The 17,510-nt window shown below is 44.0% G+C and carries 11 protein-coding genes and 1 tRNA gene; 4 read left to right on the top strand and 8 right to left on the bottom strand.

Features of this window, described 5'->3' with window-relative positions:
- The 7 genes from KF820_03025 to folK all read right to left on the bottom strand — a co-directional run bounded on the left by KF820_03025 (nucleotide 1) and on the right by folK (nucleotide 9,948).
- A complete protein-coding gene (locus tag KF820_03025; GenBank protein ID MBX3457317.1) occupies nucleotides 1-294 on the bottom strand; it encodes a hypothetical protein in 294 nt (97 codons plus the stop codon).
- The gene (locus KF820_03020; protein ID MBX3457316.1) at nucleotides 291-6,974 is read right to left on the bottom strand and encodes a DUF637 domain-containing protein; all 6,684 of its coding nucleotides are present in this window, start codon (nucleotides 6,972-6,974) and stop codon (nucleotides 291-293) included. The genes KF820_03025 and KF820_03020 overlap by 4 nt, the downstream gene beginning before the upstream one ends.
- A 760-nt stretch (nucleotides 6,975-7,734) precedes the next feature.
- Nucleotides 7,735-7,810, bottom strand: a tRNA-Thr gene (locus KF820_03015).
- A 54-nt stretch (nucleotides 7,811-7,864) separates the two neighbouring features.
- Nucleotides 7,865-8,146, bottom strand: a complete 282-nt coding sequence (locus KF820_03010) for a helix-turn-helix transcriptional regulator (protein ID MBX3457315.1) — start codon at nucleotides 8,144-8,146, stop codon at nucleotides 7,865-7,867.
- On the bottom strand, nucleotides 8,139-8,465 hold the full coding sequence (locus KF820_03005; protein ID MBX3457314.1) for a type II toxin-antitoxin system RelE/ParE family toxin: 327 nt from the start codon (nucleotides 8,463-8,465) through the stop codon (nucleotides 8,139-8,141). The genes KF820_03010 and KF820_03005 overlap by 8 nt, the downstream gene beginning before the upstream one ends.
- A 71-nt stretch (nucleotides 8,466-8,536) precedes the next feature.
- Nucleotides 8,537-9,424 carry a DUF2971 domain-containing protein gene (locus KF820_03000; protein ID MBX3457313.1) on the bottom strand — a complete coding sequence of 296 codons (888 nt, stop codon included), beginning with the start codon at nucleotides 9,422-9,424 and terminating at the stop codon, nucleotides 8,537-8,539.
- A 56-nt stretch (nucleotides 9,425-9,480) separates the two neighbouring features.
- Nucleotides 9,481-9,948, bottom strand: coding sequence for a 2-amino-4-hydroxy-6-hydroxymethyldihydropteridine diphosphokinase (folK, locus tag KF820_02995; GenBank protein ID MBX3457312.1), 468 nt, complete (start codon nucleotides 9,946-9,948; stop codon nucleotides 9,481-9,483).
- Between the two features lie 139 nt (nucleotides 9,949-10,087).
- Here folK and KF820_02990 point away from each other — a divergent pair, with 139 nt between their 5' ends.
- The 3 genes from KF820_02990 to priA are packed head-to-tail and all read left to right on the top strand — an operon-like array spanning nucleotide 10,088 to nucleotide 15,889.
- Nucleotides 10,088-10,540, top strand: a complete 453-nt coding sequence (locus KF820_02990; GenBank protein ID MBX3457311.1) for an NUDIX hydrolase — start codon at nucleotides 10,088-10,090, stop codon at nucleotides 10,538-10,540.
- A 17-nt stretch (nucleotides 10,541-10,557) separates the two neighbouring features.
- Nucleotides 10,558-13,902, top strand: a complete 3,345-nt coding sequence (locus KF820_02985) for an FAD-dependent oxidoreductase (GenBank protein ID MBX3457310.1) — start codon at nucleotides 10,558-10,560, stop codon at nucleotides 13,900-13,902.
- A 28-nt stretch (nucleotides 13,903-13,930) separates the two neighbouring features.
- On the top strand, nucleotides 13,931-15,889 hold the full coding sequence (gene priA / locus KF820_02980; protein ID MBX3457309.1) for a primosomal protein N': 1,959 nt from the start codon (nucleotides 13,931-13,933) through the stop codon (nucleotides 15,887-15,889).
- Here the strand turns inward: priA and KF820_02975 are convergent.
- A complete protein-coding gene (locus KF820_02975; protein MBX3457308.1) occupies nucleotides 15,886-16,899 on the bottom strand; it encodes an alpha/beta hydrolase in 1,014 nt (337 codons plus the stop codon). The genes priA and KF820_02975 overlap by 4 nt on opposite strands.
- An 84-nt stretch (nucleotides 16,900-16,983) precedes the next feature.
- Here KF820_02975 and KF820_02970 point away from each other — a divergent pair, with 84 nt between their 5' ends.
- The gene (locus KF820_02970) at nucleotides 16,984-17,508 is read left to right on the top strand and encodes a cytochrome b (GenBank protein ID MBX3457307.1); all 525 of its coding nucleotides are present in this window, start codon (nucleotides 16,984-16,986) and stop codon (nucleotides 17,506-17,508) included.
- Nucleotides 17,509-17,510 lie beyond the last annotated feature (2 nt).

Here is a 17,510-nt window from a genome sequence, read left to right as displayed (position 1 = left end):
TTACAGCCCTCGTTTCACCCACCATTCACGACTTTTAAACTCTTTTGGTAATTTAGGGTCATCAGGACCATCGAGGTTTAATTCATCGTAGATGATTTGAGAAAATTCATCCCCTACATCTTTTGGAAATTTATTACCACACCAAGGGCAATATTTAATTTGAATGAAGGATGACCCTCCGTCTAAGACATTAATTCCATACTCTCTATAAGTATCATTGTAACAAAGTGCCACTTCGCCATTTTTTATAAAATAGTCAAATTCAGAACAACAATGATTTATTTTTTCACTCATATGTTTAGCTTTCTTGCTGGAACTGCGGGTTTATACATTTTTCCTGTTTGAGGGTCCATTGACCCTATGTGTTTCCTGTCTTTATTATAAACCTCAATATCACTATGTGTAAAATCCCACTCGTAAAACTCCTTACTTTTCCCACTAAGACCGTTAGTTTTAACGGCACCCCTATATGGTTTAAACCCTTTCCAAATTGGACTTTCACCCTTACTACAGTTATCTTTTCGATCACTCGTAAATACTCTAGCATCTGGACCCTCGTATGTGTCAAATCCTTTATCGTTGGATGAGCTTGCTTGATCGTGCGCAGGAGTCGCGTGCGTTGTCGGTTTGGACTCGTGGGCTGGTGTTGTAAAACTTTGCGGGCGGGCTTCTGCCTCTGGGAAGGATTCGACCTTGGGTTTGCTAGCCTCAGGTTCGGCATCCATGGTCACGTAATAATACACACCACCGATTGCAATGATTGCCACACCTGCATACACCGCAACAACTGCCCCGCCGGCCGCAGCTGCTCCCGCGGCTAAAGCCTCACCCGCTGCAACAATACCAGCTGCTCCTGCTGCCATGGCCGTTTGGATGGAGCGCATCACATCCGGTGGCATCCCCCAAGCAAAGGCATGACTGGCGTTGTTGTCAATGGCGTTGCGCGCTGCCCCTTGAGCTTGGTCAATGCTGCTCTTGAATAGGGTGGCAAAGATGATCGAGGCACCTTCACCAAAGCCACGGACTTTTGCAAGTTCTTCTGAACGGATTCTGTTGTAAAGCTCAATCTTCTTTTCAGGAGATAAGCCATCAGAACCGCTTTTAAACCGCTCAGATGTTTGGCGCAACATCCGCTCGCGCATCCCCTCTGCCACAACTTCAGCGACGATACCACCGATGGAGCCACCAAGGGCAGCGGATCCGACGTTTTCACCGCGCAGAGCAGCAAGTGCTGCCCCTCGACCGGCACCCAAGATCCCGTGATACATCTTGTGGAGCATGTAATCGCTGAGGCTGTTGTTTTCAGCTTTGAGCTGAGCATAGCGGGCAGCACCAATCTTTGTCGCTATGAACTGGGCGATCGAGCCGACCCCGATATTAATGAGGCCGTCTTTGATCAAGTCCTCAAGCTTTTCCCCGCCCAGAGTCGCTCGTACGCCGATGCAAACAGTTTCTTGCACGGCGTTATAGGCCATTTGCTTTAGGAAAAGATCCGCATTTGATAAGTTATCGGTAGCAGACGCATCGGGAACTTCGATCTTAAAGTGCGCCATAACACCGGCGGTGAGGCCGGCCGAAGCCATTTTTATAGCAAGGCTCTTAAGGAATTCCTTCGTCGCCAATGTTTTGGCGGCCTTGAACGGGTTTCCTTTGTTCTGCATGGTCGCCGCCGTCAGCTGCGTTGCAACAGCAGAAAGTACTGCGCCCATGACAGCCTTGGCTACCAGACCTGAACCTAACCCAATCTTTGCCGCAAGGGGGGCTGCTGCACCCTGTGTCAGAATCGTCATGGCAACCGCAATAATGGCCATAAGGGCTTGGCCGGGGCCTTGTATGACCTTGCGTTCATGCTTGTGCATTTCCTTAAGGAATTGCTTGACGACGGGGCCACCATCGACCTCAATCAGATCAAGGATCTCTTGGGATTGACCTTCGACCAGCTGAATCAAGGTTTCCTTGGAGTGCACGTGCATCTTGCCGAGAATCTTAGATTGAGCATAGGTGCGATGCTGTTCGTTGATCATGCTGGTGCGACTCCACGCCGCCCCCATAGAGGATTTGACACAGCTGTAGTAAGCGTCGTTAACCCCCAACAGGAACGAGGTTAGCCCTTGGAGCGTCTCAATGTTAGTCGTCAGGCAATCAAAGATTGTATTGGTGAAGGTGGCGTTGCCTCTTTCAGCTTTGAATCCCGCATCAGCTGTCTTATAGGTTGAGCTTTTTGACGTTGAACTGCCTGAGCACTCGGTTGTTGTTTTGGTACGGAAGGTTCCTTCTTTGGTTGTTTCACGTTTCGTTTGCTCGGTATCATGGGCGTCACGACTCTCAATGTTTTCTCCGGCGGTGAACCTGAGTTTTTCTTTAGCTTCGTAGTGCACTTTTTGGTGGAGTATGTTCGCCCCTGCTGTTTGACTAATCGTCGCATCAGACGAGTGATTCGACCCCACATTGGTTGTGCGTGTTGTCTCGGTGCGGGTCGTCCTTTTCTTACCGTGCTCAACCATAACCGAATGCGAAATTAATTCAATGGGGATATCAAAGATGCTGCCCAAGGCTTTCATTTCCGTGCCTAAGCCTGAATGGGTCTTGACAGATTCCATGGTTAGGTTTTCGGCGGTGATGATCTTTAGCAATCCGGCCACATGAATTCGGGCTTGGGTGGTAATCTTTTCATAGAAATTTTCACGAGAGGTATAAACACGTCCTTTCTCTGACTGAATCATGATATCGCACAAGCTTTTTAGGAACGCATCTTGGGCGTCGATGTCGGCTCGGATGAACAGCGGGGTTGAGGTGTTGATGCCTAATTGACCAACCTTAATGGTTCCCAACAATGTTGTTGAGCCAAACTCTTGGAGCATTTTTTCGGTGGCAAGCGGATCGCCTTTAAGTTCCTTTGCCCGTTTGGCGCGAGCATCCCACTGGGCGACTGAGTCCGGATTTTGCTCGGCATATTGCTTTAGGTCGGCAACCAATTTCGGTTGATCCCGATAGAGGTGCAGGGCTTCATCAAGGGTTACCGTATTGTCCAAAATGGCTAAAACGTTGGTACGGACGTATCCACCCTTGGCTTTGCGCATCTCATCAATCATGGCCGGCGGGATAATCAAACGCGGCGAGAGTTCTTCGACCCCTTGCTCATTGATCATGCTGGTATAGATCAACATAGGCTTTGTCACATCCGGCAAAGTGTTGGCATGACCGGAGACCAAAGCACGGGAGACGGACGGCGCATCGAGGTTGCAATCGCGCAAATAATCTGCTGCATTACGGTGCAACTGTTGCAGGTATGCCGGATCAATGGTCGTGTTATCATCCACATAACCGCGCAAGAGAACAGTCTGAGCTTCACTGCGAACACGTTCTAACAAAAGCTCAGGCGATAGGCTAAAGACAGTGCGACCTTGGATTTTGCGGAAACCATCGCGAGGGTGGTAGACAACCACATCGTTGATGATCGGAGCGTAAAACTCTTGAGAGGCAGCGTCATCGTGCCAGAACCGCGCCCGCATGGCAAAGAGGAATTGTGGCGCGTTGACCCGATCCAACATGGCTCTAAGATCCGGTGTCAGATGGATGTTAAAGCTGTGGAATTTGCCTTCCATCAAGTTGCGAACAGGGTCTGCTTTTGGGATAAAGTACGGGTTGTTGGTGCCGAGAACAAAATGACTGCCCTGAGCAACTGCAAAAAGCGCACGGCTGGTTTGGACGATCCCTTCAATACGCGTGTTCGTATCGACAAGGGTCATCCCCCCATCAACAGAACTGGAATGGGGAACGTGGAGGTGAGTGCCACCCTTGAGACCTTGGGTATAATGGTAAAAATAAACCGCGTAGGATACGGGACTCCAATGCTGACAAAACTGAGAACGAAGTGGTTCAAAATTCCGATACGGCCATGATGAAACATTTCCGGGCATACGAATAGATTCCGTCCCATCAGGCGATGTATAAACATTCCAAAGTCTATCCATATAACGTACTTGAGTGAAATCATTACGTCTCGCTCGTGCATATGTCTTTCCTTGATCACCGGCCATATCTACCACAATGGATTTAAGCGGGGCGTTATGTTCATGGCAGGGCTTTCTGACTTCGCCAACGAATTGGTCGACGTGGCTATCACTAGCAAGAGTCAAGAATTCCAAAGGTTGGTCGGACTGCATAACCCCGGCACGGAAAGAGTCAGCCGCACCCACACGAAATTCATAAGAACGTTGCTCTGAGCCGTTATAGGTGAAGTCGACAACACCAATAGGCAGAGAGGATGTAATATTTCCGCTCTTCTTAAGATGCAGGGTATCTTCAAAGGTGCTTGTTGATCCGACAAAGGTTGAAGGTTGGTCCGTGTCTAAGGTGGTCTGTCTGGCGTTATAAAGAGCACGCTGCACAACATGACCGCGTAAGGATGATCCGTCACGTATGATAAATTGGCTACCGTTTGCCACAAAGAATGGCAGTGTCAACAGATGATGACCATCGTAAACATCTTCATAGGTTTTGCCGTCAAAACGGAGGCTAACATTTGTGATATACTCTCCCAAATTATGGGATGATGTCGGATCAAAAAACGACGCAAAAACTTTGCGGGTCGGATCTTCGACAAGGCGACCAATATGATGACCGTGGGCAGCCCAGCTGTCCGCTGTTAAGGCTGCAACGCAGCCGCGCTCTAGATCGAACTTTGCCACACGCATGTGCAGTTGGCTGTCAGGACACAGCAGTTCCGTCATATTCTCTGCACCACTGTCGTTGATATGGAGCGTTGCTTGGGGCAGGTAGAATTTGAATCCCTTGTCGGCTTGCAGGCTGGCTAAGATACTGACCGTATGGGTTGGTACCGGTTTTTCTGTTGTTTTATCGCCGTACAAGCTTTCCCAATGCTTTTCAATGTCGGTTAAGCTGTGAATGCCGTTTTGCCATAACTCTAGGGTTCCCTTGGTACGATAAGCATTGATAAGCTGATAGTTTTGGGTTGGTAAAACAGAGACCATTGTCCGTGCAACCTGAGCCTGATTCGAGAAACGCCAATTGGGTGATGATATATATAAAAGTGGCGTTGCAAAATCAACGTTAGCCGTAATGTTCGAGAGCAAGATATGAGAAATTGTTTTCCCTTCGACGACGCCCTTATTAATTGTAACGGTGCGTCCTGTTTTGTCTTCTTTAAGGCGCGTTTTATCGCCGGCAACTGTCCCAATATCCTCAACGGTGGTATCTTGGGCAAAAGTCAGATTTGTCTCGCCCACATTTCCAATGCGACCGCCTGAACCATTGAAATTTGTTCCTGTTAGGGTTACATCCGTGCCACCGACACCATCAATAACGCCGTTTGTATTATCTAGACTTTTGATCTGCGTGGTGACTTTACCACCGGCAAAAATTTGACCGTTGCTGTTATCCAGAATATCCCCAGTAATCTGAACTTGGGATGATGCTATAACTCGACCATCACTATTACTGAAAACAGGTGAGTCAACTTGCACATCCGTTGCCGAGATTAAATTGCGGTTTGCAACCATAGCAGACGCCACAAAACGGTTGGTCTTTAATTCAGCATAGTTTGTAAAGAGTCCTCCCCCTGTCAAAAATAAATCATAAGCCATGTCCATGGAGGTATGGTTATCAAAGGAACCATCGACATTCAGGGTGAACGATGGTGATAGCAAGTCAGGAAGAACCTCAAAAATTGCCTTATTAGTGACGCGCCCCTGCAGGGTCATGGGCATTACTTGCGCCAATGTCCCGCGCAAGATTGTTGGTGTTAGAAATTGAATGGCTTCGGTTGTTCTGGTAATCAGGCGACTGGCTGTGCCAAATTTAGACCGGACAATAATCAGTTTTGAGGCGCACTCAAGAACGCCGTCATTGCTAAGTTTTCGGAACATGAGGGGAACAGGACCTGTTGAGGCGAGTGTTTTAAAAAGCCCTTCGTTTTTGAGAATGCCAACTTTTGACTGAGATCCGTCTGTAATCGTGATTGAGCCGATTTCAGCATTTTTAATCTTTGTTCTATTGCTGGCTAGGTTTTGGACGTCTATTGTCCCAAGATTTAAACCTTGACCAATAACGGGAACGAGGTAATTTAAGGCAGCAGATGTTAGACTTGGGAATTGGTTCGTACTCAGCAACTGTGGCAAAAGGGTTGACATGCTGGTCATCAGGGCCATTTGCGTTGCAACATCGTCTTCTGTTATGGCATTTTGCCTACCAAGCAGAACCAAACGATTTCCTGTAATGCGATTCAAATTGACAAAGAAAAGCGCGTTATCAACAACAAAGTTTGCTCTTGCGCCGATACTGATATTGGCATAATTAATAGCGGCATTGCCATGCAAATTCCATCGCGAATTTCTAAGGATGCTCAGCTGGCTGAAATTATGAAGATGGCCGGAGAATAAATCCAAGTGACCAAGCCTTTGCTCAGCGTTCCCCACCAACATCAGACTCCCTAAGTTTGATAATCTTGCCTTGAGGTAGCCGATATGAGATCCATCTGAAATGGCAGCCCCCTGTACTCTTAGACTAACATTCGCCAAAGCACAGGCCTGAAACACAACAATACCGGGTGTGACAATTTTGATCGTGTTGTGGGTGTTCGTCATCTCTTTGAAGGTAACTTCACCATTGGGGTCAATGATGACTGAGCCAAGCCCCGGTATAGTCCACTGAATGACATTCTGCTGTAAACCCGTTAATGGCATAACGCCATTGGAAAACAGTCCTTCCACAAAATCAACCGAGTCTTGCTGAAGCAATTTATAGTCAGAATTCGAGGATGAAGCTTTATCTTTAGTGAAAACACGCAGGCCCATGGATTCCAGTTCACCACCTGCTTGGTTTTTCGTAATCTGAATTCTGATTTTATCATTCAGACCAAAATACGCCGAATCCATCGCAAAGGAGGAGACAATTGTCATTTTGACATAAGAGATCAGCACCAAGATATTGATAATTTTACGAAAACTAAACATAGTTACCTCAAAGTAAAATCCCCTTGAGCCATAACCCAAGGGGATGCGGAAGAACAACAAAACTGCCTACAGGATTGACGGTCAAAATTTAGCGGTTGCTAAAATTTTATTTACCAGTCAATTCAAAAACTTAGTGATTTTTTTAACAACTTGTTAACCATTTTACAAGAGCTAAAATCGTGTTTTTTTGTGTTTTTTACACTTTTTTGTGCTTTTTTTAAAAAAGCCCAAAAATTCCATAATAAATTTTATAAGGAATAATTTTTGACCACAAAAGTCATTACATCCGTTGTGATAAATATTTGTAAAAATTTAGTTTTTTAGGGGGATTTATGGCGAAATCTTGCCCACATTCCGATGCCTAAAATGACCCAAGGGTTTGAGCCCAAATATCGATCTGGTTGCAAGACGAAATCGTCATCTCCGGCTAGCAAAGCTAGGGTTTCGCTAGAAAACCTTAGCTTTGATTGATTGGAGATCTATAATTTCTTATGATTTCCTGTGTTTCCTGGATCCCCGATCAAGAAATTCTCATGGTTTTCGTTGAAAACCGAGAATTCCTAGTCGAGGATGACGGACTTGTCTGCTGCTTCATGTCTAGTTGTTTTATATACAAGGACGATAGTTTTTGAAACTCCGTCATTCTAAACCAAGGATACGGATTTTTTTAGGTTTTAGAGCCGAATTAGAATGATCTAGCTATAGGGTATCTGAATTAATTTTGTGGTTTTTGGCCGCCCCTTGAGAACTACGGGATTTATGGTGCTGAAGACAAGAGTCGAACTTGCGACCTACTGATTACGAATCAGTTGCTCTACCAACTGAGCTACTTCAGCACTACTTAGAAATTACCAAAATTAGGGTAATAGTCAATCATTTTGTGATGCTATTTATGTAATGGAAAAATGGATGTGGCCGCCTGTTGCTTGTGCATATTTTTCTAGTGTTTTAATATTGGGGATAGCTTTGCCTGACTCTAGACGCGCCACAACAGACTGTGTCGTTCCCATTCGTTCGGCAATTTCTTTTTGAGTTAGCCCTGATTTCTTGCGCGCATTCAAAAGTTCCAGAGCAATTTCAAACTCTAATTCTAGGCTATTATACTCTCTTTCAAAGTTTGGGTCTTGCATCCATTCTTTTTTTAAATCGTCAAAATTCAGAAATTTATTCATGTTCAATTTCTCCTGCTCTTCTTAAGGCACATTCAATAGCTGTTCTTGGTGTTTTTTGTGTTTTCTTTACAAACGCATGGATTAATGCAATACGTTTTTCTTTTACAAGAACATATAGTACGCGTGCGATCCCGTCTTTTCCTTGTAACCTAATTTCCATGAGCTTTCCTCCTAGATTTTTAACGAGCGGTTCTTTAATCTCAAAAGGGCTTGTTGCTTGCATTAATTCTAATATGCGTACAAGTTTCGCTCTCATATCTATCGGCAGAGCTTCGATTTCTTTTTTAGCTTTAGGGTGTACAATCACGTTCCATTTCATAAAAACAATATAGCATATATGCTATATTTGTCAAGCGCGTATTATTGTGTTTAGCTAAAATAAAATTATCTTTATTGATGGTCTTTTAGGTTTTTCTCTAACCATTCATAAACCTTAACACTTTGCTTATTCTCAATTATAGAAAATGCTTTGGGCCTTACTGGAGGAGTAAGTTTTTTGATAATAACTGAGGAACTGTAGAATTTATCGTTGATCTCATTTAAAGTTTCAATAAAATTAGGGTTTGTTCTGGTGGTGTAAAGAATTGCTTTTAGATTTAAACCAACATTTTCACACTTGTTTAGGCCAGGTTTATTAAATAACCTATATTCCTTTTCATAAGACCAATACTTTGATTTTTTAGTAAAGCAACGCATATCATCGTAAGTTCCTTCCATCCATTTTATAATGTTGTCTACAGAATAACACTGTACCCATGATTCTTTGCCATGATCTTGTTTGTATTGAATTTTGTGCGGCTTGTTATCTTCAATCTCAAATATCAGTGCAATCCCTTTAAGGTTATCAGCATAATGGGCGAACATGATTTGAGCAGCATTGTCTTGGAAAACAGAGATATCGCTGAGAGATAGAATACCAATGTTTGAATATACAACGTTTTCGCATGCAAATCTATCAAGACTAGGAGTAGTTTCTAAGGTGAAATGTGGAGAATGTAGAAAATGATGGCTGTGTTCATCTAAATACTCTTTACAATACGAACCACTCTCTTGAGCATTTCTGAACATTTGAACCCGGTTGCTGGGGAATGTTAGATAAGTCTCAATTTTCTTTTTGATTTTCAAATCTATTTCATCGTTTTTATTTAGAAAATCATAACCTGCATAGTTTAGCTCATTAAAATCATTAAAATCGTAAACTGTTGAAAACTTAACAGTTTTTTGTATTAGTGAATTTAACGTATTTGCTGTTAGGGGACGAAACTTGACCAGAAACATAAATTACCTATTGGTTCAATCCTTATACAAAACATTGCTAATTTGTTTTGCTATACTTATATCTTAATACTATCAATCTTTATTTTTCTATACAATTCCCTGACCGTCTTACCTGTTGCCGGGCAGATAAAATCTGGGGCGATTTCGTTAAGAGGGGATAGAACAAAGTCCCGTTCAAACAGGCCGGGGTGTGGAATTTGCAATTCGTTTGTATTGATAATTTGATTGCCAAAGAACACAATATCCAAATCAATAATTCGGGGGCCATATTTGATGGTGCGAACACGTCCCATGTCATGCTCGATTTGATGCAGATAGGCTAACATCTCCAAGGCTGATCCGTGACCTTGGACTTCGATGACTTGATTGTAAAAGTCCGGTTGATCTTCAATGTATTTTGCTTTGGTTATCAAGACAGATGAACGGGTTATAATAGGGTAGTTTTTTGCAATTTGATCAATTGCTTGGCATAAATTGTCAGCGCCATCTCCCAGATTGCTGCCTAAGGCAATAAAAACTCTCATCTTATCCACATAAATTCATTGAATGCTTACCGTAAATAGCATTATCTTAACAAGAAATAAAGAAAAAATGATGATTTGATCTTAACCCATCTTCCCCCTATAAGGGAGAGGTGAATCATCCCAGCTCAAAGAGGTATTGATGTTGCATAGTTTAAAACCAACTTTTCCTCAGATTATTCTCCGCAAAGATGACAAGATCCTATTGTTGCGTCGATCTGAAACTGCAAAAGTCTTTGGTGGCTATTGGCATCTGCCTACGGGGAAAATTGACGATGGCGAAAGTCCAAAGCAAGCGGCTGTTCGTGAATGTCTTGAAGAAGTTGGCATCAACGCTGACCTAAATCTAGAGTTTGTTTGCTACAATAGAGTTCCGAGTATTCACAATCCACAGGAAGCATGGGAAGATGTTTGTTTTTATTTTGGGGCGGCTGTTCGTGATCAAAATCCTATCAACAATGAACCAGATAAATTTGTGGAGATGGGATGGTTTTCGGTGTCTAATCTGCCAATACCGATAATTCCACATGTAAAGTATGCGTTGGAGAATAGTACATCTGACCAAGTTTATATTGAATGTAATTTATTTGACTAATTTTTAGGATCCCGCTTATGACTTTAACTTTTTCTAATTTATATTCCCAAGCAGGCCTTGAGTCTATTGATCAACAGTTCTTATCTTTTGTTCAGTCCATTGACTCTGATCTATATGAGCGCTATATCAAAGCACGTCAGAGTAAAGTTAATGACAGCGATATATTGATCGCTCTGGCTCCTGTTGTCGAAGATTTTATCGCTGATCTTTTTGATATTAAACAAGACGTGGCTGCTTTACAAAAAGCTCATCATGCGTTGGCCCCTGTCTTTTCCGTCAAGCGTTTATTCGTGCAACGTCAAGCCGTCCGCAAATATTCTGTCCAAGATGTTTTGGTTTTTGACGGGACAGCTTTGCGTAGAAAGCTTACTCAATTTATTCCTGACTTTAACGACGTTACCTTGGCGCAACAAATTACAGACTGGCAACAAGACGAACAGGGTCATGCGGAATTCTTAGATTTGGCGGCTCGCTATTGTGCTTGGGCTGTGCATTCGAAGGAAGGACAGCATGCCCACAAAGGTTGGGTTTTGTTTGCGCTGCCCCATAAACTGGACTACCAAAGTCTGGTGCCTATGATCAAAGATGCGGATGGTTGTTGGCAAGGCCTGCCAGAGCATGCTCGGCGTCGTGACGGATTTAAGTTGACGGATGACGGTGTTACGCGCCTACAGGCTTTAGATCAAGCTAATTATTGCATTTGGTGTCATCATCAGGGCAAAGATTCTTGTTCAAAGGGACTTAAGCCTAAGGGGGAGAGCCCTGATAAATTCCAAAAAAGCCCGTTGGGGACAACACTGAATGGATGTCCACTCGAGGAAAAAATATCAGAGATGAATGAGGTGCGCAGCCTTGGGTATGCGGTGGGCGCTCTTGCGATTATCACCATTGATAACCCGATGGCCGCTGCGACGGGGCACCGCATTTGTAACGATTGTATGAAATCTTGTATTTACCAAAAACAAGAGCCTGTAAATATTCCTGCTATTGAAACGCAAAGTTTACGGGATGTTTTGGATTTGCCGTGGGGTTTTGAAATCTATAGCTTGCTGACACGATGGAATCCTCTAAATTTTGGCCGTCCTTTGCCATTGCCGGATACAGGAAAAAATGTATTAGTGGTGGGGATGGGACCCGCTGGCTTTACCCTAGCGCATCATTTGATGAATGATGGTCATCGGGTCACGGCCATTGATGGTTTAAAGATTGAGCCTTTAGAGGAGGCACTCACGACCACCCTTATTAAAGATGTTTCTGTGTTGATGGACGATCTGGATCAACGGATTATTGGGGGATTTGGTGGGGTTGCTGAATACGGAATTACGGTCCGATGGGACAAAAATTTCCTCAAGATTATCCGATTGCTGTTAGAGCGTCGTGAGCAATTTAACCTTACAGGAGGTGTGCGATTTGGTGGAACATTGACGATGGATCAGGCGTTAGACCTAGGCTTTGATCATGTGGCATTGTGCATGGGGGCAGGGAGTCCAACTCTTATTAATGTGAAAAACAGTCTGGCAGCTGGTGTGCGCCAAGCTAGTGATTTCTTAATGGCTTTGCAGTTAACCGGAGCAGCCAAGGCGGATTCTTTGGCAAATCTTCAGGTGCGACTTCCGGCTGTGGTGATTGGTGGTGGATTGACTGCGATCGATACGGCAACAGAAGTCTTGGCTTATTATCCAATCCAAGTGGAAAAATTTACGAAGCGCTTTGACATCCTTGTAGCTGAGACCTCTGAATCACAGGTTCTTAGCTCTTTTGCAGAAACTGAACAGGAACTTGTTCAAGAGTATCTACGGCACGGTCGAGCCGTTATTGCTGAACGTCAACGGGCTCTGCAGTCTGGGGAACTTCCTGACTTTGCTCCTCTTGTTAAGCAATGGGGCGGCGTTACGTTGGCTTATCGTCGCGATCTGACACAAGCGCCAAGCTATACGCTGAACCATGAGGAAATTACCAAGGCCTTGGAAGAAGGAATTCGGATTCTTGATCAGGCGACCCCCCTTGCAATTAATGTCAATACACGCAATAAGGCTGTTTCCATTGATTTAAAATGTGAAGATAAAACACGTACTTTGCCAGCCCATACTATTTTAGTTGCAGCTGGCACAAAGCCTAATATCAACTTGACTTATGATGAGCCAGATCGCTTTGTTTTGGATGGCAAAACCTTTCAAGCCATTGATGAGGCAGGGCAGCCTGTATCACCCGAACGGTTGTGTAAACCTGATGATGTTCATGTCTTGATGACAGAATTGCGCCCTGGGAAATACGCGTCCTTTTTTGGGGACATGCACCCGTCTTATGCAGGGAATGTGGTTAAAGCTATGGCAAGTGCAAAGCAAGGCTATCCTGTGATCTCGAGAACGTTAGCGAAAGCTTCTGGCGGACAGTCAATCGCTAAAGATTTATTCAAGGCAACGGTCCATGCTGTCAATCGTCTTACCCCAACAATTGTTGAAGTTGTCATCAAGGCACCTTACCAAGCACGTAATTTTAAACCCGGTCAGTTTTATCGACTCCAAAACTTTGAGCAGTATGCTGTCATCAATGATCATACGCGTTTAGCTATGGAAGGTTTGGCCTTGACTGGGGCTTCGGTTGATCAAGAACAGGGCCTTCTATCGACAATAGTCCTAGAAATGGGTGGGTCATCGTCATTGTGTACCAAATTAACCCCTGGGGAGTCAGTTGTTCTGATGGGGCCAACAGGCGAGCCAACCCATATTCCAAGCAATGAAACTGTCATGCTGGTTGGCGGTGGCTTAGGCAATGCTGTTTTATTCTCGATCGGTCAGGCCATGGGCGCTAAAGGATGTCGCGTTTTATACTTTGCTGGCTATAAGAAACTTGAAGATCGATATAAGATTGATGAGATAGAGCAAGCTGCAGATGAAGTCATTTGGTGTTGTGATGAGGCGCCCGGCTTTAAACCAACACGCCCTCAAGATAAAACTTTTGTGGGAAATATTGTGCAAGCCATCGAAGCTCATGGTCACGGAGCTTTAGGAAATAATACAATTCTCTTAGAGGATGTTGACCGTATTATTGCAATCGGATCTGATCGAATGATGGCAGCGGTTGCCATGGCGCGTCATTTGCAATTATCCCCATTCCTTAAAACAACTCATTTGGCCGTAGGCAGCATTAATTCGCCTATGCAATGTATGATGAAGGAAATTTGTGCCCAATGTTTGCAGCGACATGTGGATCCAATTACCGGCGAGGAAACCATTGTCTATTCCTGCCGCAACCAAGACCAAGATTTGGATCAGGTTGATTTTGGTAATCTTGCAACACGCCTTGGGCAAAATCGTGTGCAAGAAAAGCTTACATCCCAATGGATCAAAAGGCTTTTGTAACGATCGTGATATTTGCTAGAGTGGAATCATGACCCAGATGATTCCAGTCTTATTACCTGTGGCGTTGGATTCTGTTTTTTCCTATAGCCATCCAGAACCGTTGCCCCTTGGGACTTTTGTTAAAGTCCCTTTTCGCGGTCGCAGCCTTATTGGTATTGTCTGGGAAAATGACAACACGCCTTATACCGGCAAAGCACGCCCTATTGAGCGTGTTTACGATTTGCCGCTAATGCCAGCCGTGACGCGGGATTTTTTAAGACGGCTCGCTGATTATACCATGACGCCTTTGGGGAACACCCTGAGGCTTGCCTATTCCCCGCCTTTTTTTGAGGATAAGAAAACACGCAAACCCATTACAATTGGTGTGCCCGATTTTGCAAGGCAAGCGGTTTTACTCTCCGATGAGCAACAGGTGGCAGCCAATATAATCTCTGAAAAAGTTAGCCACCATTCGTATCAAACGTTTTTGCTGGATGGGATAACAGGCTCCGGTAAAACTGAGGTTTATTTGGCTGCAATTCAAACAGCTCTTGAAGCAGGCAAGCAAGCTCTTATTCTGCTACCAGAAATTGCCTTGACCAATCAATGGCTCGATCGATTCGAACGTCGATTTGGTTGCCCCCCCCTACAATGGCATTCCAATATGCCTGAATCTGTTCGTCGTCAAACGTGGCAGGCGATTTTAAAAGGCGAGGCAAAGGTTATTGTGGGGGCCAGATCTGCTTTATTTTTGCCCTATCCAGATTTAGGGATTATTGTTGTTGATGAAGAACACGACGGTTCTTTTAAACAGGAAGAACAAATTATTTATAATGCCCGCGATATGGCTGTTTTGCGCGCTCACCTGGAATCTTGTCCAGTAGTTTTAGCGTCAGCAACGCCTGCCTTAGAGACTGTTCAGAATGTGATCGATGGACGATATCAAGAATTAACCTTAACATCACGTCATGGCAGTGCGACGTTACCGGATATTAAAACCATTGATATGCGTAAGCAACCTCGAGGATGGATCTCCCCCCCTCTCCTAGAAGCTTTGCATGAGACTTTGGCTCGGGGAGAGCAATCGATACTCTTTCTAAATCGCCGTGGCTATGCACCATTGACGTTGTGTCATTCGTGTGGACATCGCTTTAATTGTTTGAACTGTGATGCGTGGATGGTTGATCATAAACGTACCAACAAATTGCATTGTCACCATTGTGGATATGAACAAGATACCCCTAAAGAATGTCCGGAATGCCATAAGCAGGATACACTGATTCCTTGCGGACCCGGGGTTGAGCGTGTCCATGAGATTATTGAAAAGCTGATACCTGATGCTCGCTGTCGTATTATCACCAGTGATGAAATTACCAGTGTTGATGGTTTAAATGATCTTGTCGCCCAGATTCGCAATCATGAAGTGGATATTTTGATCGGTACGCAAATTCTTGCCAAAGGTCATCATTTTCCGCTAATTACGTTAGTCGGGGTTGTTGATGCTGATCTAGGCCTTAGTGGTGGTGATTTAAGATGTGCTGAGCGGACTTATCAGCTGTTGCATCAGGTGTCAGGGCGAGCCGGGCGTGAAGAGCGACCCGGGACAGTCTTAATGCAAACCTTTCAACCTGATCACCCATTAATGGAAGCTATGGTTTCTCAAAACCGAGATCATTTTAACCAATTAGAACTTCAAGAACGACAGGAACATGGTATGCCACCCTTTGGCCGCTTAGTTTCTATTACCTTAGCTGCTAATAATCCCGATCTTGTTGCGAGAACGGCTCGGCACCTTGGCCAAACAGCCCCGCGCCATGTCGACCTTACGCTGTATGGTCCAACACCAGCTCCGTTGTCTTTTGTGCGTGGCAAACACCGTTGGCGCTTATTATTTAAGGCGCCTAAATTGTTTCCAATTCAACGTGTCCTAACAAATTGGCTCCAATCACAGGACCTACCGTCAACAGTGCAGGTGATTGTTGATGTAGATCCCTATAGCTTTGTTTAGTCCATCTGGTTCATGACAAGAACAGATTGTGGAATTCCCTTTTGCAGTGATGGTAAATCTTTTGTGAAACGGTCAATGTCGTGGACTAAACGGTCAATAATTTCATCCCGATCTTTGAGAAGGTTATGATGCCCATCTTGGTATAGAATTTGACGACATTTTGGCATAATCGCGCAAAGTTCACGCTGCGCATCCGCATCAACTAAGTGATCTTTTGGAACGGTGACCATCAAAACGGGAATTAAAATCCGGGATGCAAAATCATAGTCTTTAATTTTATCACAAGAATCAAATGCTGCAGCGAGCCACGAGAAGCTAGGCCCCCCTGTGGCTAAATCCTGATGGCTACTCAAAAAGACGCAGTCAGAAATATATTTGCCTCGATCACCATACTTGTCAGGGTCAAAGCTAGCAATACATTTGTCTAAGTCAAAACTTTTGAACCCGAATACAAACTTTTCTGCCCCGCCTAGATTTTTGAAAGATTTAGCTAAGGCTCGTGCGACAAAATAGGGGTATTTGTTCGTATTGACATCAACCATAGGGGATAGAGCAATTAATCCATCCACGGCATTGGGGTGGTTATAAATATAACGCAAGGCAATATGCCCTCCCATGGAGTTTCCGACAACAATAACAGGGCGAGCAAATTCTTTTTGCTGAGCAAAATAACCCTCTAAATCGCGAACATAATCATCAAAAGAATTAATATGAAGAAGGGTCGATTTTTCAGTGATGCGACTAGATCCACCTTGTCCGCGCCAGTCGAGTGTAAATACATCAAAACCTAAATCATTCATCTTTTGAGCAAAATCGGTGTAGCCTTCGATAAAACCACCCATGCCTTGAAGGAAAAATAATGTTCCCCTTTTTTTAGATTTAGCTTCCCACTTGGCTGTACGAATCATTTGTCCGTCAGATGTTTGGAATGATCCTAAAACTGGTTCTGCAACCGAACCGTTTGTTAAGGTTATGACGGATAGTAGAAAAAAAACAAATTTTTTAACCATTTTTTATTTTACTCAACGCTATATTGATCTAGGCTTAGAATAACGGCTAATTTAGCTAAAATGCAACTATTCTAAGGAGGGTCTATGTTAAAAAATGATCGATATCAGTGGGGGTTAGTGTCTAAACTCTTTCATTGGGTTATGGCTCTTTTGATCATTGGGCTTTTATCTGTTGGGTTATACATGGCGGATTTGCCGGATTCACCCGATAAATTTGCGCTCTACGGTCTTCATAAATCCTTTGGTATTATTGCTCTTGGCTTAGTTACCTTGCGTATTATGTGGCGACTTATGACTATGACGCCTGAACTGCCTGATAAATCGTGGTTATCAAGATTAAGTGCGCCTATTCTCTATCTTGCAATGATCACGATGCCGGTTTCTGGGGTTATTATGTCTCAGGCCGGAGGACATCCGATTTCAATTTTTGGGCAATATACTGTTCCAACAATTTTTGATAAGAACCCTGATTTGGGTAAAGTTGCTTGGCAAATCCATGGTTATGCGGGGAAAGTATTTATCACTTTGATTTGTTTACATATCTTGGCTGCACTATATCATCAATTAGTCCTGAAGAACAATTTGTTAGGGCGTATGATTAAAGGATAACA

The organism is Candidatus Paracaedibacteraceae bacterium (assembly GCA_019636055.1).
Taxonomy (GTDB): Bacteria; Pseudomonadota; Alphaproteobacteria; order Paracaedibacterales; family Paracaedibacteraceae; genus Paracaedibacter.
This window is presented reverse-complemented; position numbering and strand designations above follow the sequence as displayed.